The 19,621-nt window shown below is 68.0% G+C and carries 21 protein-coding genes; 10 read left to right on the top strand and 11 right to left on the bottom strand.

The genetic code is table 11. The features are described 5' to 3' along the window. Positions 1 to 43: 43 nt before the first annotated feature. Positions 44 to 586, bottom strand: a complete 543-nt coding sequence (locus ON19_RS30220) for a single-stranded DNA-binding protein (protein WP_043700355.1) — start codon at positions 584 to 586, stop codon at positions 44 to 46. An 88-nt stretch (positions 587 to 674) separates the two neighbouring features. Then, complete coding sequence (gene rpsF, locus ON19_RS30215) at positions 675 to 962, bottom strand: 30S ribosomal protein S6 (RefSeq protein ID WP_043700353.1); 288 nt, start codon at positions 960 to 962, stop codon at positions 675 to 677. A 214-nt stretch (positions 963 to 1,176) separates the two neighbouring features. Between rpsF and ON19_RS30210 the strand changes: the two genes are divergently transcribed. Then, on the top strand, positions 1,177 to 2,562 hold the full coding sequence (locus tag ON19_RS30210; RefSeq protein WP_051169433.1) for a glycosyltransferase family protein: 1,386 nt from the start codon (positions 1,177 to 1,179) through the stop codon (positions 2,560 to 2,562). Here the strand turns inward: ON19_RS30210 and ON19_RS30205 are convergent. After that, the gene (locus tag ON19_RS30205; RefSeq protein WP_043700416.1) at positions 2,559 to 3,092 is read right to left on the bottom strand and encodes a CGNR zinc finger domain-containing protein; all 534 of its coding nucleotides are present in this window, start codon (positions 3,090 to 3,092) and stop codon (positions 2,559 to 2,561) included. The genes ON19_RS30210 and ON19_RS30205 overlap by 4 nt on opposite strands. An 84-nt stretch (positions 3,093 to 3,176) precedes the next feature. Here ON19_RS30205 and ON19_RS30200 point away from each other — a divergent pair, with 84 nt between their 5' ends. Then, positions 3,177 to 4,076, top strand: a complete 900-nt coding sequence (locus tag ON19_RS30200; protein WP_227954523.1) for a DMT family transporter — start codon at positions 3,177 to 3,179, stop codon at positions 4,074 to 4,076. 1 nt (position 4,077) lies between these two features. Here ON19_RS30200 and ON19_RS30195 read toward each other — a convergent pair whose 3' ends face one another. The 3 genes from ON19_RS30195 to ON19_RS30185 form a co-directional block, all read right to left on the bottom strand. Beyond that, positions 4,078 to 4,701, bottom strand: a complete 624-nt coding sequence (locus ON19_RS30195; RefSeq protein WP_043700351.1) for a TerD family protein — start codon at positions 4,699 to 4,701, stop codon at positions 4,078 to 4,080. Positions 4,702 to 4,795: 94 nt separating this feature from the next. After that, complete coding sequence (locus ON19_RS30190; protein ID WP_043700411.1) at positions 4,796 to 5,896, bottom strand: DUF475 domain-containing protein; 1,101 nt, start codon at positions 5,894 to 5,896, stop codon at positions 4,796 to 4,798. A 161-nt stretch (positions 5,897 to 6,057) separates the two neighbouring features. Continuing rightward, the gene (locus tag ON19_RS30185; RefSeq protein WP_043700349.1) at positions 6,058 to 6,633 is read right to left on the bottom strand and encodes a TerD family protein; all 576 of its coding nucleotides are present in this window, start codon (positions 6,631 to 6,633) and stop codon (positions 6,058 to 6,060) included. A gap of 145 nt (positions 6,634 to 6,778) precedes the next feature. Between ON19_RS30185 and ON19_RS30180 the strand changes: the two genes are divergently transcribed. From ON19_RS30180 to ON19_RS30155, 6 genes are all read left to right on the top strand, one after another. Continuing rightward, the gene (locus ON19_RS30180; RefSeq protein ID WP_227954522.1) at positions 6,779 to 7,996 is read left to right on the top strand and encodes a hypothetical protein; all 1,218 of its coding nucleotides are present in this window, start codon (positions 6,779 to 6,781) and stop codon (positions 7,994 to 7,996) included. 13 nt (positions 7,997 to 8,009) lie between these two features. Continuing rightward, positions 8,010 to 9,224, top strand: coding sequence for an HpcH/HpaI aldolase/citrate lyase family protein (locus ON19_RS30175; protein ID WP_083899708.1), 1,215 nt, complete (start codon positions 8,010 to 8,012; stop codon positions 9,222 to 9,224). Beyond that, positions 9,221 to 10,687 (top strand): phosphoribosyltransferase domain-containing protein, encoded by a 1,467-nt coding sequence (locus ON19_RS30170; protein ID WP_043700347.1) that lies wholly within the window; start codon positions 9,221 to 9,223, stop codon positions 10,685 to 10,687. Before ON19_RS30175 ends, ON19_RS30170 begins: the two co-directional genes overlap by 4 nt. Positions 10,688 to 10,698: 11 nt before the next feature. Next, positions 10,699 to 11,823: a cysteine protease StiP family protein gene (locus ON19_RS30165; protein ID WP_043700345.1), complete on the top strand. Its 1,125-nt coding sequence runs from the start codon at positions 10,699 to 10,701 to the stop codon at positions 11,821 to 11,823. Between the two features lie 59 nt (positions 11,824 to 11,882). After that, on the top strand, positions 11,883 to 12,671 hold the full coding sequence (locus ON19_RS30160; protein WP_051169431.1) for an HAD family hydrolase: 789 nt from the start codon (positions 11,883 to 11,885) through the stop codon (positions 12,669 to 12,671). Between the two features lie 180 nt (positions 12,672 to 12,851). Continuing rightward, a complete protein-coding gene (locus tag ON19_RS30155; RefSeq protein ID WP_043700343.1) occupies positions 12,852 to 13,541 on the top strand; it encodes an esterase/lipase family protein in 690 nt (229 codons plus the stop codon). 67 nt (positions 13,542 to 13,608) lie between these two features. Here ON19_RS30155 and ON19_RS30150 read toward each other — a convergent pair whose 3' ends face one another. Next, a complete protein-coding gene (locus ON19_RS30150) occupies positions 13,609 to 14,007 on the bottom strand; it encodes a MerR family transcriptional regulator (RefSeq protein ID WP_043700340.1) in 399 nt (132 codons plus the stop codon). 47 nt (positions 14,008 to 14,054) lie between these two features. Here ON19_RS30150 and ON19_RS30145 point away from each other — a divergent pair, with 47 nt between their 5' ends. Beyond that, positions 14,055 to 14,852, top strand: a complete 798-nt coding sequence (locus ON19_RS30145) for an MBL fold metallo-hydrolase (protein ID WP_043700337.1) — start codon at positions 14,055 to 14,057, stop codon at positions 14,850 to 14,852. A 9-nt stretch (positions 14,853 to 14,861) separates the two neighbouring features. Here the strand turns inward: ON19_RS30145 and ON19_RS30140 are convergent, their stop codons facing one another. From ON19_RS30140 to ON19_RS30125, 4 genes are all read right to left on the bottom strand, one after another. Further along, positions 14,862 to 15,707: a hypothetical protein gene (locus ON19_RS30140; protein WP_043700405.1), complete on the bottom strand. Its 846-nt coding sequence runs from the start codon at positions 15,705 to 15,707 to the stop codon at positions 14,862 to 14,864. A 203-nt stretch (positions 15,708 to 15,910) separates the two neighbouring features. Beyond that, the gene (locus tag ON19_RS30135) at positions 15,911 to 16,675 is read right to left on the bottom strand and encodes an AIM24 family protein (protein WP_043700334.1); all 765 of its coding nucleotides are present in this window, start codon (positions 16,673 to 16,675) and stop codon (positions 15,911 to 15,913) included. Between the two features lie 2 nt (positions 16,676 to 16,677). Further along, positions 16,678 to 17,379, bottom strand: coding sequence for an AIM24 family protein (locus tag ON19_RS30130; protein ID WP_043700331.1), 702 nt, complete (start codon positions 17,377 to 17,379; stop codon positions 16,678 to 16,680). 7 nt (positions 17,380 to 17,386) lie between these two features. After that, complete coding sequence (locus ON19_RS30125; protein WP_043700329.1) at positions 17,387 to 18,010, bottom strand: AIM24 family protein; 624 nt, start codon at positions 18,008 to 18,010, stop codon at positions 17,387 to 17,389. Between the two features lie 179 nt (positions 18,011 to 18,189). On the opposite strand from ON19_RS30125, the gene ON19_RS30120 reads away from it, so the two are divergent. Then, a complete protein-coding gene (locus ON19_RS30120) occupies positions 18,190 to 19,620 on the top strand; it encodes a TerD family protein (RefSeq protein ID WP_043700327.1) in 1,431 nt (476 codons plus the stop codon). Position 19,621 lies beyond the last annotated feature (1 nt).

The following is a 19,621-nucleotide window of genomic DNA, read 5'->3' as shown; positions in this document are numbered from 1 at the left end:
CGTAATCAGTGATGGCCCGAATCGCGGGCCGTTGTGGCCGTTCTCAGAACGGCGGTTCGTCATCCATGCGGCCGCCGCCCCCGAAGGAGCCGGCCGCGGGCGCACTGCCCCAAGGGTCGTCCTCGGCACCGCCGGAACGCCCACCGCTACTACCGGAGGAGGCATAGTTGCCACCGCTGCCGGACCCGGACCCGCCCCCGAAGCCGCCGCCCCCGCTGCCGCGACTGGTCTTGTTGACCTTCGCGGTGGCGTAGCGCAGCGAGGGACCGACCTCGTCGACCTCGAGTTCGACGACCGTGCGCTTCTCACCCTCGCGGGTTTCGTAGGAGCGCTGCTTGAGTCGTCCGCTCACGATGACACGGGAACCTCTGGTCAGGCTTTCGGCGACATTCTCCGCGGCCTCGCGCCAGATATTGCAGCGCAGGAACAGCGCTTCGCCGTCTTTCCATTCGTTCGAATTACGGTCGAACACCCGAGGGGTCGACGCGACGGTGAAATTCGCCACCGCCGCTCCCGCCGGTGTGAATCGAAGCTCCGGGTCGGCCGTCAGATTGCCGATAACGGTGATGACCGTGTCGCCTGCCATGTGGTTCCTCCTGCTCGGTGTGCAGTCCGCGTCTCGCTGTTGCGCTAGAGCCTAGGCACAGGCTCCGACGCAAACGAGGGTTGCCGGACTACTTGTCGTGGCGCAGAACCTTGGTGCGCAGCACCGACTCGTTGAGACCGAGCTGGCGGTCGAGTTCGCTCACGGTGGCGGGCTCGGCGGTCAGATCGACCACGGCGTAGATGCCCTCGGCGTTCTTGGCGATCTCGTAGGCGAGCCGGCGGCGGCCCCAGATGTCGACCTTGTCGATCTTGCCGCCTTCGGTGCGAACGACACTGAGCATGTTGTCCAGCGACGGACCAACAGTGCGCTCGTCCAGGCTCGGATCGAGGATGACCATCACTTCGTAATGACGCACGGACCAATCACCTCCTGTGGACTAGGAAACGGCCACGGACGGTCCGTGGCAGGAGGGTCGTTGCGTCAGCAACCCGAACAGGTTACATGAGCGGCACCTGAGCAGAGAAATCGCCTCGGCGGCCACTCGTGCGCGCACGAGATCCGCTCTCGTCTTCGCCTTCGTAGGGAGGGGAACGGCGGCATCGCCCGGCCGGTCGGCTTAGGGTGGATCCATGCCGACCGGACTCGCCGCCCGCGACCTGCCCGCAGGCCGTGTGCGACGCCGCGCGGCGCTGGCCGCGGTGGTGGTGTTGCTCTGTGCCGTGGTCTTGGCGCTGGCATACGCGAACAAGGCGCGCTGTGCGGGGGAGCCGTTCGACCGGGACGGGCGCAGCACGGCTTTCGATGTCATCAAGGATTCGGACGTCTGTTATTCGGACATCCAATTCCTCTGGCTCGGCCGGGACATCAACAAGCACGTCTTTCCGTATGTGAGCGGCGGTATCACCGAAGACGGTGCGCTGGTCGGTGGCGCGGTGGAATATCCGGTGCTCAGCGGCGTGCTGATGTGGCTCGGCGCGGTCGAGGCGGACAACGACGCCGATTTCCTCCGGTACTCCGCGCTGCTGCTCGCGCCCTTCGCGCTGCTGACCGCCTGGATGCTCGCTCGCCTGGCCGGCGCCGCCGCCCTGCTGTGGGCGGCCGGAACGCCGCTGGTCCTCTATGCCTTCCACAACTGGGAGCTCCCGGTGGTGTGCACCGCGGTCGCGGCCGTCTACGTGATGGCGGCGCTCACCCGCTACTCCGTGCGCACCAGAGGTGTGGTGGCCGCGGTGCTGCTCGGTCTCGGGTTCTGTCTCAAGCTGTATCCGGGCATCTTCGTGCTGCCGCTGCTGGCGTATGTGCTGACCGGAGGCGTCGAGCGCGATCCCGAGGATCGGGGACTGGACGTGCGCGGCGCTCTGCTCACCGCGGCCGCGGCGATCGGCACCGTCGTCGCGGTGAACCTGCCGTTCGCACTGCTGGGGTACGAGGGCTGGCGCGCCTCGATCACCTTCCAGCAATTGCGGCAGGCCGACATCACCACGAATTCCATCTGGTACTGGGGAATTCGGCCGATGTTCGGTCCGGATTGGCACAGCGAGGCGGCGTTCCAGCAGTTGGTCTCGGTCGCCTCGCCCGTGCTCGTGCTCGTGGCGTTCGCGCTGGCCATGTGGCTCGGCTGGAGGCGCTACCTGACGACCGGCGCCTTCCCGTGGGTAGGTGTGAGCGGTGCGATGCTGTGTGGATTCCTTCTGTTCCACAAGGTGCATTCGCCGCAGTACACCCTGTGGCTGGTGCCGTTCCTGGTGCTGCTGGAGGTGCCCTGGTGGCTGATCGGCAGCTATCTCGTCGCCGACGCGGCCATCGGGGTCGGGGTGTTCCGCTACTTCTACTCGATGGGGTCGGGTAACTCGGTCGAGCTGATGGAGCACATCGTCCAGTTCGGGGTGTGGGGGCGCGCGACTCTGCTGATCGTTCTGTTCTTCGTGTTCCTGTGGGCGTTGCCGCGCGGGCATCGGTCGGTGTCGCCGCCGGTGCGGCGATCCGACCCCGCCAATCTGGTCCCGGTGGTCTAGGGACCTCCGTGCCGGGCGCGGAAGGTGGCGCTCTTGGCGCGGTTACCGCACAGCGTCATGTCGCACCAGCGGCGGGAGCCGCCGCGGGAGGTGTCCACGTACAGCCGGGTGCATGCGGGGCGCCCGCACTCCTTGACCAGTGCCGGGCCGCCCAGTAGCTCGATCGCGGAACGGGCGACCGCGGCCAAGGCCGCGTCCGCGTCGCCGGATCGGACGATCGTGCCGCCGGCGCCCAGGCTGACCGCGGGCGGTGCGCCTTCGGCGAACTCGTTGACGGTCCGGCGGTCGGTGTCGGTGCCAGTGCTCGCCTGCGCGGTGGCGAGCGCCATGCGATAAGCCGCCTCGCGCAGGCGCACCGCCCGCGCGAGAGTCTCCGCGTCGCTGGGCGGGGGAGTGTCGAGCAACCGCGCGGCGACGATCCAGTCGGCCAGCGCGGCGGGGGTGGTGAGGACGTCGTCGAACGTGGTGGAGCGCGCCTTGACGGTGCCGGCGAAATCCAAGGCGAGGTTGCCGCTCACGAAGGTGAACACCTCCACATGCTAACCGTCTTGACAGGTTAGTCGGGCGGATGCCACCGTGATAACCATCTGAGGCGGTTACTTCTGGGAGGGCCCGTGCAGAGTCGATTCGCGATGGTGGCCGCGCAGCCACTGTTCGTCGTGTTGTGGAGCAGTGCGTTCATCGCCGGGGTGATCGGGGTCGGCGCCGCGCCGCCGCTGCGGGTGCTGTTCGCCCGTTTCGCCATCGCAGCAGTTCTGCTCACGGCCTACGCCCTCGCGGCGCGGGTCACGTGGCCGCGGGGCAGCCGGCTGCGGCATGTGCTCGTCGCCGGGCTGTCGATGCAGGTGGTCCAGTTCGGCGCCTTCTACACGGCGATGGCCGAGCATGTGCCCGCCGCGGTGATCGCACTGGTACAGGGCTTGAATCCGGTGGTCATCGCGCTGCTGGCCGGACTGATCGGCGAAACCGTCACCAGGCGGCAGTGGTTGGGCTTCGGCATCGGCGGAATCGGCGTGACGCTGGCGGTCGTCGACAGCTCGCACTTCTCCCTGACCGGATTACTGCTGTGCGTGGTGGGGCTGCTCGGATTGAGCGTGGGCACCGTGTACCAGAAACGGTTCGTAGCCGCCGTCGATCCCCGGGCCTCCACAGCGCTGCACGTGATGGTCAGCGCACCGATCGCGGGCGTGCTGGCCTTGCTCTCCGGCCAGGTGTACGTGTCGGATGTGAGCCGGTTCGCCGGGGCGCTCACCTGGATGGTGCTGATCAACTCCATGGCCGCGTTCCTTCTGCTCAACGCGATGTTGCGGCGGTGGGACGCGACCAGGGTGGGCAAACTGTTCTTCGCGACGCCCGCCGTGACAGCGCTGCTGGCCTGGCTGCTGATCGATCAGCCGGTGCGGTTGACGACGGTCGCGGCGCTCGGCATCGGCCTGGTAGGCCTGGTGTTCGCCGCTCGCACCCCGGCTCGGCGCGCGGTCGAAGCGCCGCCGCCCGTACCCGCGGCGCGCTGACCTACTTGCGCGCGCTGTGCCACTGCATGCCCCACTGGTAGGCCTGGTCGAGTTCGCGCTGGGCGCCGTGGACGTAGTGCACTTCCCGGTGCACGGTGATCCCGGCCCCCTGGTTCTGCAGCAGGGCGATGGCGCACGAACGGGCGCCGTCCACGGGTGAGTCGAGGCGGACCTCGATCTGCGGGCCCGAGGTCGGGTAGAGCGTCACCACGCCGTCCGCAGCGGCCCAGTTGGGCACGCCCTCGTAGATGAAGGCGAAGATCAGAATGCGCTTGAACAGTTCGGGCCTGGCGAGGTTGATGTGCATGTTCTCGCCGGTCGTGCCCGAACCGCTGCGATCGTCGCCGTCCAGCACAATGTACGGCTCGGCCTCCAAGGCGCCGAAATTGTCGCCGATCGACTGGATGACGCCCTTGGCGCCGTTGGCGAGTTCGTAGAGGCAGCCGAGGTCCAGGTCGACGGGCTTGGAGCGGCGGAAGAATCCCCGGGATCCGCTCGACCAGTTCAGGTTGACCCGCATGGTGCCCTGCTGCTCACCCGGCTTGGTCAGGTTGATGCTCGGTGTCGCTTTCGACAGCGTCACCTTGGACAGGTTGACGCCGCCGGGGTTGCCGTCGATCGCCATGGCGCGATCCCCCCTCTGTGGAAACGAGAGCGGCAGCGGCCATCCGTCGGGATGGGGCCGCTGCCGCAACAGGTCTTCGGCTGCTTGCCGGGAATCAGCCTACCGGCGTGGGTTCCCGTTCGCTGTCCAGTTCCTCTTCGTCCGCTCCGCGGTTGCGCAGGATGCTGGTGACGAACGCCGCACCGATGAACGCGACGCCGATCAGGCCGGTGATGAGTTCGTTGACGTGCACCCCGATCGAGACGAGCAGGATCGCCGCCAGGGCGCCGATCGCCCAGTGCGCGCCGTGCTCCAGGTAGACGTACTCCGCCAGGGTGCCCTTGCGCACCAGGTACACCGTGATCGATCGGACGAACATGGCGCCGATCAGGCCGAGGCCGAGCGCGATGATGATCGGGTCGGAGGTGATGGCGAACGCGCCGATCACGCCGTCGAAGGAGAACGACGCGTCGAGCACTTCCAGGTAGAGGAACAGGAAGAAGCCCGCCTTACCGGTGGCCTTGGCCAGCTGGGACGGGCCGCTTTCGGTGTACTCCTCGGTGTGGAACATGGAGCCGAGCCCGTCCACCGCGATGTAGGTGATCATGCCGAGCAGGCCCGCCACCAGGACGGTCGAGCGGTGCGCCTCGTCGGCGAGGAACTCCGCGGTGAGGATCAGGCCGGTGCCCGCGACCACCACCGAGAGCATGTCCAACTTGCCCGCCCTGGCCAGCGGCCGCTCCAGCCAGCTCAGCCAGGTGATGTCGCGCTCTTCGAAGATGAAGTTGAGGAACAGCATCGCCAGGAACATGCCGCCGAACGACGCGATCTGCGGATGCGCGTCGGTGAGCAGTTTCTCGTAGCTCGGGCTGCCGTCCGGGAAGGTCAGGGCGTCGCCGGGGGGCGGGTTGAGAGCCAGGTCGAAGGCTTCCACCGGATTCAGACCGGCCGTGATCCACACGATGGCGAGCGGGAAGACCAGTCGCATGCCGAACACGGCGATCAACACGCCGATGGTGAGGAAGATCCGCTGCCAGAAGGCACTCATACGTTCGAGCACGGTGGCGTTGATCACCGCGTTGTCGAACGACAGCGACACCTCGAGGATGCCGAGGATGACGACAAGCGCGAGGGCGGTCGGCCCGCCGTACAACACCGCCACGACCAGGGAAACCACCGTGACGAGGAAGGACATGCCGAATATGCGCAGGACCACGCTGGGACCTTTCATGAAGTGAAGACGAGGCGGCGACGGTTGCTACCAGCGTGGCTGCTGAATCGCCGGTTGTCCAACGCTGCCCCCGGGGCGCCCGGCATGCCTGGGCCACACGACGAGGGGGCCCGTCGCCGGGCCCCCCGCGAACAGCGAAGTGTTCTCTAGACGTTCACGCCGTAGTCACGGGCGATGCCGGACAGGCCGGAGGCGTAGCCCTGGCCGATCGCGCGGAACTTCCACTCCGCGCCGTTGCGGTACAGCTCGCCGAAGACCATGGCGGTCTCGGTCGAGGCGTCCTCGCTGAGGTCGTAGCGGGCCAGCTCCTCGCCGCTGCTGCGGTCCACGACGCGGATGTAGGCATTGCGGACCTGGCCGAAGGACTGCGACCGGGAATCGGCGTCGTAGATCGAGACCGGGAAGAAGATGCTCTCGATCGTGGGCGGGGTGTTCGCCAGGTCGACGTTGATGACCTCGTCGTCGCCCTCGCCCTCGCCGGTCCGGTTGTCGCCCACGTGCTCGATCGAGCCCTCGGGGGAACGCAGATTGTTGAAGAAGACGAAGTGCTGGTCGGACACGACCTTCTTGTCCGCGCCGGTGGCGATGGCGCTCGCGTCGAGGTCGAAGTCGGTGCCGGTGGTGGTCCGGACATCCCAGCCGAGGCCGACTGCAACAGCAGTGAGGTTAGGCGCCGCCTTGGTCAGCGAGACATTGCCGCCCTTGGACAAACTGACACCCATGCGGGATTCCCTTTCAATAGTCCGTCATTGGTTCCCAGCATGTCCGAATCGCCGGGTACGTCATACGACAGTAGTAGGTTTCCGCGAACTTGCGTAGGAACCGGCGTAACCCTCGCCGAACAGGAAGATCTCCTACCATCGCAGCGTGGCAGGCCGAAGGCGCGGATGGTTCCGTTCGTCGGGAAACGACGAGTGGATCGAGCATGCCCGCGCGAGGCTGGCCACCGCGTTCCTCGACATGGACCGGCGCCAGAGCGTGGCCGACGCGGCGGTGCATGCCGCCGATGAGGTCTTCCCGGAGCGGGGCACGGGCGCGCGCTGGGAACCGGTGCGCCACAGTTGCTATGGCGCGGCGGAGGTCTACCTGACGTTGAGCGCGGAGCTGGAGGCCGCGCAGCGCGGCGGTCCGCCGATTCCGCAGGGGCAGCAACGAGTCGACGCCGCGGTCGGTCGACTGACCGCCGCGGCGCAGGCCGTAGACGAGTTCTATCGCGCCGACCAGGGCAGGCTCGAAGAGGCGGTGGCCGTGCTCGGCGCGGTGCCGCAATTGGTTCAGCAGGTGAAGGCCGCCGCGGCGGTGGTGCGCACGCAGGCCACCGAATCGGAGTTCGCGAACTACCCCTCGGTGCGCAAGGGTGCCGTCGCGGTCGATGAGGCGCTGGTCACACTGGAGGCGGCGGGGCCGGACACGCCCGCGGGCACGGTGCGCGAGACTGCCAACCGGCTGGCGGCGCTGACCAAGGAGCTGGCGGATGCGTTGGCGCAAGCTCCATCTCGGGCCGCGGCCGCAAACACCGCGATCTCGTCGGTGACAACCCGCCTTGCCGCCGTCCGGACCAGGGCCGAAGGAGTTGCGCCCGCGTTCTCGGCGCTGCTACGCGAGTTCAATGCTGCGAGTTCGGCCGATCTGGCTAACAATGAGCGGGAAAGTCAGCGAGCCATCGAGGCCGCGGACGCGGTCCTGGGCAGGGCGCGTGCGGCGGCGGCCGAGAACAATCCGGAGTTTGCACTTGATCTGACCACATCCGCGCGCGGGTTTCTCACCGAGGCCGAGCAGCGGGTCGACGCCGTGACCAAGCGGCTCGCCCTGCTGCGTGCGATCCGGTCCGACCCGCAAGAACAGGCCAAGGCCGTACGATTCCGGCTGCGGGACGCGCAGATGCTCGCGGTGAGCCGCGGGCTGGTCGCCGAATGGGGTTCGGTGCTCGACGCGCAAGCAGCACGGATCGACCGAATCAGCGAAACACTGTCGGGGCGTCACCCCGACTACTGGGCCTATGTGGCGGAACTGGATGCCGTCACCGAATTCATAGCCGGGGTAGTGGATCGAATGAGAAAACAAGCAGGACCACGACGAGAATGAGGATGGGGCAACGATGACCGCAGGCATCGCCGTCCAGCAGGAGGTTTCCCTGCGGAAGCGAATGCCGCTGCGCCACTTCCGGCAGTTGCACGGCCCAGAGGCTCGGCGACTTTTCCACCGGGAGCCGGAGCCGTTCGGTGACGGGCACACCGACCGCGAGCTGCTCGCGATCGGGCTCGGCGCGACGCTGTACGCGCCCGCGACCAGGCCCGACCTCGCGCTGACGATCGGCAGGCGGGCCGCGCACGGTGTGTGCTCGATGGTGATCGACCTGGAGGACGCCGTCGCCGATCACGAGGTGGAGTACGCCAAGCAGCAGACCGTCGCCGCTCTCGATCTGCTCGCGAGCAGCCACGACGCCAACCCGCTGCTGTTCGTCCGGGTGCGCGACGCGGACACGATCACCGAGCTCATCGAGCAGCTCGGACCGGGTGCCAAGGTGCTGACCGGGTTCGTGTTCCCGAAGTTCGACAGCGTCACCGGACCGAAGTACCTCAACGCGCTGAACGTGGCGGCCCAGCGGGTGGAGCGGCCGCTGTACGGGATGCCGGTGCTGGAGTCGCCGGTGCTGGTCCACCGGGAGACCCGCGATCACGAACTCACGCAGATCGCGGCGCTGCTGGCCGCGCACCGGGAACGGGTGCTCGCGGTACGGGTCGGTGCGACCGACATGTGCTCGACCTTCGGCATCCGGCGCGACCGCGACCTGACCATCTACGACGTGCGCGTGGTCGCCGATGTCATCGCCGACATCGTGAACTACCTGGGGCGCGCGGACGGAACGGGTTTCGTGATCACCGGGCCGGTGTGGGAGTACTTCGCCGACCACGAGCGGATGTTCCGGCCGTTGCTGCGGACCGCGCCGTTCGAGGAGTCCGACGCGGTGCCGTTCCGGCAATACCTGGTCAGCCGGGATCTGGACGGCTTGCTGCGCGAGATCACACTGGACCGTGCCAACGGCATCCAGGGCAAGACGGTGATCCATCCGTCGCACGTGGCCGCCGTGCACGCGCTGTCGGTGGTGACACACGAGGAGTACTCCGACGCGCTGGACATCCTCCGGGAGGATGTCGGCGGCGTGGCGGCCTCGGGGTACCGGAACAAGATGAACGAGATGCGGCCGCATCGCAGCTGGGCGCGCCAGACCCTGTTGCGCGCGCAGGTGTTCGGTGTGGCGAACAAGGGAGTGTCGTTCGTGGATCTGCTGACGGCGTTGGTCACCGTATGAGCGGGCGCGCGACCGAACTCGACAACAACGAAATACCCTGGGCGACAAGAATTCTCGGTATAGCGCTGCATCATGATCCGGTGCGTGAACGCGATTCGGATCGATTGCGTTCGGCTCAGCTGCCGATCACGGCCCTGGTGCGGCCGGGTATCCGGCACAACAATCCGCGCCGCGCGCACCTGCTGGTGTCCACCGTGCTCGGCAAGCACCTGCCGACCGATCCGCGGGTCGTGCTCGGTGCGGGCGATCGGTTGGGCGATCTGGTGCGCGCGGTGCTCGGTGAGCGCGAAGCCGTCGTGCTCGGGTTCGCCGAGACCGCGACGGGTCTCGGTCACTGCGTGGCGGCGCGGATCGGCGCGAGCTGCTATCTGCACTCGACCCGGCGCGAGGTGCCGCACGCGCAGACGCTCGCCGGGTTCGAGGAGGGGCATTCGCACGCCACCTCGCACCTGCTGCAACCGGCGCCGGCCGACATCTTCGTCAACGACCTGCCGCTGGTGCTGGTCGACGACGAGATCTCCACCGGCGCCACCGCGATCGATGCGGTGCGTGCGCTGCACGCGTTCTCGCCGCGCGCCCATTACGTGCTGGCGTCGCTGGTCGACCTGCGCAACGAGGTCCATCGCGCCGAATTCGACGCTGCCGCCGCAGAACTCGGGGCACGCATCGACACGGTCTGTCTCGCCACCGGCCGGGCTTCGCTGCCGGAGGAACTGGTCGAGGCCGTCGGCGCTCTTCCCGAGCCGCGGTTGAATCCGACCGCCGGATCTCCCGGTTCGTTCCGCCGAATGGAACTACCCTGGCCGGACTCCGTTCCGGAGGGCGGCAGGCACGGCATACTCGCCTCCGACACCGGCGCGTTCGAGGCCGCGCTGCTGGACGCGGGGCAGGTGCTGGCCGCACGGCTCGCCGCCGACTTCCCGGGCCGGGCCGCGATCGTGCTCGGGCACGAGGAGCTGATGTACCTGCCACTGCGGTTGGCGGCGCTGCTCGCCGAGTCGGGGACCCCCACGCGTTTCCAGACCACCACGCGATCGCCCGCGTACGTGCTGGACGAGCCGGGTTATCCGTTGCGGCGCGGGTTCCGGTTCGTCGCGCCCGAGCCGGACGACGTCGCGCCGCGCTACCTGTACAACGCGCACTGGCCCGTCGATCCACTCGATCTGTTCCAGGCAGACCTGGGCGGACCGGCCGCCGTGACGCGCGGCGACGATGCCGTCGGCACGATCACCGAGGACGGCGGCGATGCGGCGGCCGGTCCGCCCGCGGCCGATCCGGTGCTCGTCGTCGTGGTCGACTCGCCCGCCGACACGGCGGAGTTGACGGCCGAGCACGGACTGGTCGACGTCTTGACCGCTTCCGGCGCCGACGTGCTGCTCGCCGTGCTGCCGGGGGCCGACCCGCGGCGGCTGCACGCCGAGCGCGCCGCATCGCCGCGGGTAACGGACGGGAGTGCGGTGTGAGGAGTAGGACGGTGGGTGCGCTACCCACTCCGCTGCACGGCCCGGCGTTCGGCTCGTACGCGGCCGACGAGGTTTCCTGGTTGCTGAAGGACCTGTCGGACGTCGACCTGGAGGCCGACGTCGCCGAGCGGGAACGGAAGATCCAGGCCGGGCAGGCGCACTACGCCGAGTCACTGCCGATCGAGTATCAGCCGGACGCGGCGTACCGGGCGCTGTTCGACGAGGTGCTCGCCGCCAGCGCCGAGCGGCTCGCACTCGCCGTGGCGACCGTGTCGGAACTGGTCGTCGCCGAACGCGGCGAGGACCTCGTGCTGGTGTCGCTGGCGCGGGCGGGTACGCCGGTCGGCATTCTGATGCGCCGCTGGCTGCGGTCGCGGCGGCCGAGCCTCGAGGTGCCGCACTACGCGGTGTCGATCGTGCGGGATCGCGGCATCGACGCGGTGGCGCTGGACTATCTGGCCGAGCAGCACGACCCGGCCTCCGTCGTGTTCGTGGACGGATGGACCGGCAAAGGCGCGATCACCCGCGAGCTGACCGAGGCGCTGGACGCCTATCACGCGGCCGGTGGCGCCAGGTTCGACGACGAGCTGGCGGTGCTGGCCGATCCCGGGCACTGCGTGCGCACCTACGGCACCCGCGACGACTTCCTGATCGCCTCGGCTTGTCTCAATTCGACCGTCTCCGGACTGATTTCGCGCACTGTCCTGAACGACACGCTGATCGGCCCCGGTGATTTCCACGGCGCGAAGTTCTACCGCGAACTGGCCGGTGACGACGTGTCCGGGCGTCTGCTGGACACCGTGAGCGGCGCTTTCGACGCGATCCGCGATCAGGTGCCCGCCGAAGTGGCCGCGATCCGCGCGAGTGACCGGACGCCCACCTGGACCGGCTGGGCGTCGGTAGAGCAGGTGCGAGAGCAGTACGGCATCGCCGGCGTGAACTTCGTGAAGCCCGGCGTCGGCGAGACCACACGGGTGCTGCTGCGGCGGGTGCCGTGGATGGTGCTGGTGCGCGAGGCGGACGCGCCCGAGCACGCGCACATCCGGATGCTCGCCGCGGCCCGGGGTGTCCCGGTCGAAGTCGTCGCCGACCTGGCATATTCGTGTATGGGATTGATCAAGGACGTGCAGCAGTGAACCTACCTCCGAGAGCACACCGAAGACATGCGCTGATCGCGACCGACCTGGACCGGACGATGATCTACTCGCGTAACGCCTTCAGCACCACCGCCGACGTGCCGACGGTCTGTGTGGAGCATCTGGAAGGGTCGCCGCTGTCGTTCATGACCACCACCGCGGCCCTGCGGATGCAGACCCTGACCGAACCCGCCGCCGTCGTTCCCACCACGACTCGCACCATCAAACAGTTCGACCGCATTCGACTACCCGGGGCGCCGTGGCGCTACGCGATCACCAGTAACGGCGGGAACATCCTGGTAGACGGCGTGCCCGACCTGAGCTGGCGCATCGACATCGATGCCGAGGTCCGTGCGGGCGGCGCCACCCTCTCCGAAGTGACCAAGGAACTGCACGAGCGCATCGATGACTCGTGGGTGACCAAGTTCCGCGTGGCCGACCACCTGTTCTGCTACCTGGTGGTGCAGCCCAAGGATGTCCCCGAGGGATTCCTGGCCGAGTGGGACGACTGGTGCCGTCCCCGGGGCTGGTCGGCGTCACAGCAAGGCCGCAAGATCTACACCATGCCGATCGCGGTCTGTAAGAGCCGCGCGGTCGCCGAGGTGCGCAAGCGCCTCTGGGAAAGCGGAGAACTCGCCGACGACGCCCGCACCCTCGCCGCGGGCGACGGCGCCCTCGACGCCGAAATGCTCCGCGCGGCCGACGCGGCCATCCGCCCCCGCCACGGCGAACTCGAACAGCTCAACTGGACTTACCCGAACCTCACCATCACCCGAGCCACCGGCATCCTGGCAGGCGAGGAAATCATCAACTGGTTCATCAAGGGAGCCCCGCCGTCCTCCGAGTAGCCCGCACGGCATCGAATCGGTAATCGGCGCAGTGCTTTAGAAGCTGACCAAGTCGGCGGAATGCCGTGATAGATCCAAAGGCCTGGCGGCAAAATGAATTTCACGTTTCACAGTCGCCGGATGAGCCCTCGCGCTATTTTCTGTCTGCTCGTAGTGCAACGAGCAGATCGGAGTTAATTCATGCACGTCACATCGATCACGCGCCGCCTCGGGATGGCCGCAATCACCCTGGTCGCGACAGCTACCGCTGCGCTCGGCATCGCCACGCCACAGGCGGCTGCCGCGCCGGCGCGAGATCCCATCCTTTTCGTCCACGGATGGCGGGGATCGGCGGCGGACTGGAATTACATGTGGGGCCGATTCCTGGACGCGGGATACTCCGCGGATGAGATGGCACGATTCAGCTACAACAGCACCCAGTCGAACAAGGACATCGCGCTGGAGGTGAAAGCGCAGGTCGATGCGCTGCGCGCGAAAACCGGTGCCGCCGAGGTCGACATCATCACCCACTCGATGGGCGGCCTCAACAGCCGCTGGTACCTGAAGAACCTCGGCGGCCTCGATTTCGTCGACGACTGGGTGTCCATCGGCGGACCCAATCACGGCACCGACACCGCCAACGGATGCCTCGACGCCTCCTGCGTGGAGATGCGGCCCGGCTCAGCCTTTCTGGCCGAACTCAACGGCACCGACGAAACCCCCGGCCGGGTGAACTACGGCACCTGGTGGTCACCGTGCGACGAGATCATCAACCCCGATGCGAGCACCATTCTCAGCGGCGCAGGCAACACCCAGACAGCGTGCATCGGCCATGTCGCGCTGCTGTCGTCGCCGACGGTTTTCGAGGGCGTGCGTGACTTCGTGAAGTAGTCGGCTGAGCCCCAGCCCGGCCCCGTCTCACATCCGCGAGGCGGGGCCGAATACCGGGTTCGCGGACTCACATCGCGTCGGCCGCACTTTCGAACGTGGATTTGAAGTCCGGGCATTCGACCAAGGGGTCGTGGGTGCAGGTGGAGGCGTGGCGGAGGCTGTCGCGCATGCGGATGAGGCGGGTGATGTCGTCGTCGAGTTGGCGTGCTTTTTCCGCCATGCGGGTGCGCAGTTCGGCGTCGGTGGGGGAGGCGCGCAGGAAGCGGGCGATTTCGGCGAGGGTGAAACCGGCGCCGCGGGCGCAGGCGATGAGGGCGAGGCGGCCGAGGATGTCGGGGTGGTAGGTGCGGCGCAGGCCGTTGCGGCCGGTGGCGGTGATGAGCCCGCGCTTTTCGTAGAAACGCAGCGCGGAGGGGGCGAGGCCGGCATGGTCGGCGACTTCGGCGATATCGAGCAGGTCGGTCATCTCGTCTCCTTGACTTGAACCGCGCTTCAAGTCACAGACTAGCGCGCATGACAGTTCATCACCTCAATTGCGGGTCGGTGCGGCAGATCGAAGCCACCTACGACGGACTCGCGCCCGCCCATGCCGTGAACCACTGCCTACTGGCCGAGACGGCATCCGACGGGCTGGTCCTGGTCGAAACGGGGATCGGGCTGGACGACGTTCGCGACCCGGCGGGCACGCTCGGCGCCGACTGGGTCGCGATGTCGCAGCCGGTCCTGTCGGAGGACGAGACCGCTGTCCGCCAGGTGCAACGCCTCGGCTACGACCCCGCAGACGTACGGCACGTCATCCTCACCCATCTCGACGTGGATCACTGCGGTGGACTGCCCGACTTCCCGCACGCGCGGGTCCATGTCCTCGCCGCCGAGCTCGCGGCGGCGCGGGCCGAGGCCCCGAGTTTTCGCTACCGCTCCGCGCACTGGGCACACGACCCGCACTGGGTCACCTACCCGAAGGACCCGACCGGCAAGTGGTTCGGCTTCGACGCGATTCAACCGAAGGATCTGCCCGACGACTTCCAGTTGATCCCGCTGGGCGGACACACCGCGGGCCATACCGGGGTGGCCGTCCGCGAGGGTGAACGTTGGCTGCTGCACTGTGGCGACGCCTACTACTACCATCGCGAACTCGACCCGCAGCCGCAGCCACACCCGATCCTGGACATCGTGCAAACCTCCGCCGAGGTCCATCACGATCTGCGAGTGGGCACCCAGGCGCGGTTGCGCGAACTACACCGCGACCACGGTGACGAAGTCACCTTGCTCAGCGCGCACGATCCCTGGGAATTCCAGCGCTTTCGCTGAGCCGCAGAATCATCGCCGCTGCCAGCACTGCGCGGTGTCGCCGAGATTCCACCACGAGACATAGTCCGGGTCCTGGTCGAGCAACGTCCATCCGGCCTCCAGCAGGTCGAAGAACGCGCTGTCGGCCGTGCGCCCGCCACGTGGTTCGCCGATGTAGACCAGCGACGAGCCGCCTGCCTCCGCGTAGGCGGCGAGAGTGGTCGATGCCATCGGGTTCTCCCAGCCGGGCGGCCAGCAGAGAAACAAGACATCCTCGGCATGGGCGGCGACCAGATCGGCTGTGCAGGAAGGCGGCGTGGCGGTGGGATGCCATGTCGCGGTTTGCCCGACGGCGGCCGGGAACGCCGTGTTGGTCGCCCGATCGGGTGGATGCGAGTCGAAAGCGCTGGTCGGAACGCCGGTTCGGGTGAGCTGGTGCGCCCAATAGCCGCGGCCCGAACCCACTTCCAGCACCGGCCTGCCCTGCGCGGCATCCGCCACCCAGCGCAGCGTCGCAGGGGAGGGGATCGCGTAGGCGTAGGCCGCCTGCAACACGATCTGCGCATAGGCCAGGCGCGCACTACCTTTCGGGTTACCGCCGTTCACCTCGGGACGGTTGGCGCGCTCCCGCGGCCCGGGCGATACCGCGGCGGCGACGATGTCCCAGTAGGGATTCGCGCTGGCGCCGCCGGTCAAGTAGTGCAGCAGGTGTAGGTCGAACGTGGCGTCGGCGATGTCGTCTCCGGTGCCGGGCAACCGGCTCGCGGTGGACCAGTAGTCGGCCACCCGCGGATACGCTGTCGCGAAGGTGGACTCGTCCTGGACCAGGTTCGTCAGCGCCGTGCGACGCTGTGGCGAGAGCGCCAAGTCAGCCATGACCCGATTCTGCGCCGACCGTGCACCGGCGCCGGTGCACATCGGGACGAGTTCACCGTTCCGTCGCGAATCCTTTGCTGTCCGTATGCGATTCGCCCGTCGACCCGAGTTACTCTGACGCGGTTTGCCCGGTCTCCCGGTTCATGAGCCGTCGCGCATCGACACCAGTCCGCCGCGGTCCACCACGCGAGTGATTGCGCGATTCAGTACTGCTGCTGCCCGGCCAGCTGCTGCGCGATGAGCCCTTGCAGCCGTTGCAGGCCGCCGACGGTGATGCCGCTCTGGATCTGCCCCTCGATGGTGCGCACCAGCGCCGAGTCGCTGAGCACTTTCTCGCTGGACTGGATCAGCACCGTGCCCGCGCCGGTGAAGTCGAACTGACGCTCCTCACCGGAGTTGACGCCGAGGCGCGCCGCACCGGCGGCCAGGAAATCGGTGACCCACCGCTGGTCGTAGTGGTGGCTGGGGGAGGGGCAATCCGCCCATCCGACCAGGGATTCCGGGTCCACGCGCAGCGGCGGCTCGGCGAACATGACCGGCCCGTTGGACGAGGCGAGGAACTTGCCGGTGCCGATGAGGGTGAGGAATCCCGGCACGATGGACTGGTTGAGCGACAGGCCCGGCTCGAAGGCCAGCAGGTTCGCCGCCCGGATGGTCAGGTTGCCGTTGTCCTCGAGATCGTAGGAATTGATGTCGTAGCCACGGTCGCCGATGATCAGCTTGCCGTGCCCCTCCGCGACGACGTAATCGCCGGTGAACAGCGGCGCCGAGAACTGCTGCGACACCATGTGCAGCAGGCCGCCCTGCAACCCGTGGGTGAGCGTCTGGAACCGCATGTCGCCGTAGTAGGCGATCATCGCGCCCTTGCGCATGAACCACGGCTTGTTCAGGTCGATGCAGTACGCGTAGCTGTTTCCCGGGATGTTGTCGCTCTCACCGAGATTCATGGGACTGAGGATCTGGGACATGCTCACAACTTCTCTTCGGAGGCCTGCACGTAGACGACGCCCTGCCCGACGCAATGCAGCTGCATCGCCTCCCCGGCACCGCGCCCGACGGCGTCGCGCCAGCTCATCGCCGACTTGAGTTCGGTCTGCACGTTGCCGTAGGCGGCGACGAACGCCTGCGGATCGACCACGATCGGATTCGGGCCGCCCACCTGCAATTCCAGGAATCCGCCGTGCGCGAGCAGCACCGCGGCGCCCTGCCCGGACAGCTGGGTGGTGAACATGCCCTGCCCGGTCAACGCGCCCGAGGCGGCGCCACGCAGCGCACCCATCAGGCCGCCGCCACCGCCGCCTCCACCACCCGAACTCATCACGGAGACCACCGAGCTCTGCAACCCGGCGGTATTGGCCAGCAGCCGCGAAGCCTCGACGCGCAGCGCCGCGCCCGGCTGCATCTGCACCACGTGGACCTCCAGGCCGGCGAGACCGTAGTGCACCTCGCCGTTGCCCTGCGCCAGCATGGTGCGCTCGTGCTCACCCGCCATCGCCCGGCCCGCCAGACCCATCAGCCCGCCCATGCCGCCCATCCCCTGGGCGCCCGGAATCTGGTGGGGGGCAAAGGAGACATCGCCGGTGTAGAACAGCATCGCGCCGTTGCGGGCGACCACTCCGCCCGCCATCCCGACGTTGACCTTGACGACTTTGCCGTTGACCTTCTCGAACACCGCTCGCCTACCGTTCCGCCGGTTGGATCAACACCACGCCTTGGCCGTCCCAGCGCAGCGAGAACGCCTCGCCCGCGTCCTGGCCGACGAAACTGCGCCACGACACGTCGGAGACGAAGGACTGGTTGAGGTTGCCGCGCGCCGCGACGAACGCGTCCGGGTCCACGGTCAGCGGGTACTGCGGGGAGACCTCCAGATGGATCAGCGGACCACCCGCCGAGAGCAGCGCGACCTGGCCCTGGCCGGAGACGGTCGTGGTGAACAGGCCCTGCCCGCTGGACGCGCCGCGCAACCCGGCGAAACGCACATCGGTGCGCAGGTTTCCGGCGAACGCGAGCAGTTGTTGTGACTCCACCTGCAGCGTCTCGTTGTTCAGGTTCACGACGGTGACGTGCTGGCCGTTGACCGCGAAGAACACCCGGCCGTGCCCGGCGCACTCCATCAGCGACAGTTTCTCGCCGGTGGCCCGGCGCTTCAGCCCGGCGACCACACCGTCGCCGCCGCCGAAACCGGCCGCCTTGAACTGCACATTGCCTTCGTAGGCGATCATCGAGCCGGAGATCGCGCGGAGGCTGGTGCCGGCCAGATGGGCCTCGATCACCTTCTTCGATTGCTCGAAAAGTTGCGCCATGGAGTTTGCCTGCTGTCTCGTTCGGGAACACGGTGGGATCGCCGCATTCCATCTGCGTGCCGTCACCCTAACCGATGCTCGCGCGGGGGTCGGGGCAGCGCGTCCGTTCAGTCCGAGCGGCGCCGAGCGCGTTTCTCGTAGAGTGTCAGGCGAACGCACCGACAAGCGAAGGGTCGAACTTGTCCGCAACTCTCGCCAAGGGCCAGAATGGTCCGCTGGCCACCAACGACGTGGTGATTTCCGTCCAGCTCTCGGCGCCGGCGGATCTGTCGGCACTACTGGTCACCGAGCGGGGCAAGGTCCGTTCCGATGCCGACTTCGTCTTCTTCAACCAGCCCAGCGGCCCCGGCGTCAATCTGCAGCCCGCGCCGGCCGGTCAGCCCGCGTCACTGGCGGTGTCGTTGAACGCCGTGCCGGCCGACATCGACCAGATCCGCGCGGTGATCACGCTGGACGACGCGAACAGCAATTTCGGCAGTTTCCCCGCTCCGACCGCGATCGTGTCGGACGCGGCCGGTAATCAGTTGTACGAGTACCGGATCGAGGGGCTGAACACCGAGTCGATCGTGATCGCGCTCGAGCTCTACCGCCGCCAGGGCGCGTGGAAGGTGCGTGCGGTCGGACAGGGCTACGCGGGCGGTTTCGCCGCGCTGGTCACCGACCACGGCGTCTCGGTCGACGACGCGCCCGCCCAGCCCGCGCAGGCCCCGCAGCCCGCGCAGGCTCCGCCCCCGCCGCCGCAGCAGCCGGTTCAGCAGCAGCCGCCGAACTACCCGCCGCCGACCACCCCGGCGTACCCGACCCAGCAGCAGGCGCCGCAGTACGCGCCGACGGGCGGCTATCCGCCGCCCGGCCCCGGTTACCCGCCGCAGGGCGCTCCCGGTCAACCGCCGCAGGGTGGCCCGGGTTACCCCCCGCCCGGCCAGGGCTATCCGCCGCCGCCCGGTCCCGAGGCCGGTTACCCGCCGCCCGGCCAGCCCGCGCCGCCGCAGCCGCAGCAGCCGCCTGCCGAGGTCAGCTTGAGCAAGGATCGTCCGGTCAGCCTGGTCAAGGGCCAGCGGGTCACGCTGCGGAAAGAAGGCGCCGCGCTGACCTTCGTCAAGATGGGCCTGGGCTGGGATCCGGTGCGCAGCCGCGGCATGTTCGGCAGCCGCACGGTCGATATCGACCTGGACGCGTCGGTCATCCTGTTCGCCGACATGAACCCGGTGGACGTCGCCTACTACGGCCAGCTGACCTCCAAGGACGGCTCGATCCGCCACCAGGGCGACAACCTCACCGGCGAGGGCGAGGGCGACGACGAGATGATCCTGGTCGACCTGACCCGCATCCCCGTCCATGTCACCACGTTGGTGTTCATCGTGACCTCCTACAAGGGCCACACCTTCGAGCAGGTGCAGAACGCGTTCTGCCGCTTGGTGGACGGGACGAACAACGGCGAGCTGGCCAGGTACACCCTCGCCGGTGGCATGCCGTTCACCGCGATGGCGATGTCCAAGCTGTACCGGGTGGGCAACGACTGGAAATTACAGGCGCTCGGCGAGGGTTTCCAGGCCAAGCATCCGGGTGAGGCGGTGCCGCAGCTCGGCCGGTTCCTCGTCAACAGTTGAC

This window comes from Nocardia abscessus NBRC 100374, from assembly GCF_000308455.1.
Lineage (GTDB): Bacteria > Actinomycetota > Actinomycetes > Mycobacteriales > Mycobacteriaceae > Nocardia > Nocardia abscessus.
This window is presented reverse-complemented; position numbering and strand designations above follow the sequence as displayed.

Coding starts and splice junctions, on each gene's coding strand:
- ON19_RS30220 (WP_043700355.1), bottom strand. CDS start 586: ATGGCAGGCGACACGGTCATCACCGTTATCGGCAATCTGACGGCCGAC.
- ON19_RS30210 (WP_051169433.1), top strand. CDS start 1,177: ATGCCGACCGGACTCGCCGCCCGCGACCTGCCCGCAGGCCGTGTGCGA.
- ON19_RS30195 (WP_043700351.1), bottom strand. CDS start 4,701: ATGGCGATCGACGGCAACCCCGGCGGCGTCAACCTGTCCAAGGTGACG.
- ON19_RS30185 (WP_043700349.1), bottom strand. CDS start 6,633: ATGGGTGTCAGTTTGTCCAAGGGCGGCAATGTCTCGCTGACCAAGGCG.
- ON19_RS30175 (WP_083899708.1), top strand. CDS start 8,010: ATGACCGCAGGCATCGCCGTCCAGCAGGAGGTTTCCCTGCGGAAGCGA.
- ON19_RS30170 (WP_043700347.1), top strand. CDS start 9,221: ATGAGCGGGCGCGCGACCGAACTCGACAACAACGAAATACCCTGGGCG.
- ON19_RS30160 (WP_051169431.1), top strand. CDS start 11,883: ATGATCTACTCGCGTAACGCCTTCAGCACCACCGCCGACGTGCCGACG.
- ON19_RS30155 (WP_043700343.1), top strand. CDS start 12,852: ATGCACGTCACATCGATCACGCGCCGCCTCGGGATGGCCGCAATCACC.
- ON19_RS30150 (WP_043700340.1), bottom strand. CDS start 14,007: ATGACCGACCTGCTCGATATCGCCGAAGTCGCCGACCATGCCGGCCTC.
- ON19_RS30145 (WP_043700337.1), top strand. CDS start 14,055: ATGACAGTTCATCACCTCAATTGCGGGTCGGTGCGGCAGATCGAAGCC.
- ON19_RS30140 (WP_043700405.1), bottom strand. CDS start 15,707: ATGGCTGACTTGGCGCTCTCGCCACAGCGTCGCACGGCGCTGACGAAC.
- ON19_RS30135 (WP_043700334.1), bottom strand. CDS start 16,675: ATGTCCCAGATCCTCAGTCCCATGAATCTCGGTGAGAGCGACAACATC.
- ON19_RS30125 (WP_043700329.1), bottom strand. CDS start 18,010: ATGGCGCAACTTTTCGAGCAATCGAAGAAGGTGATCGAGGCCCATCTG.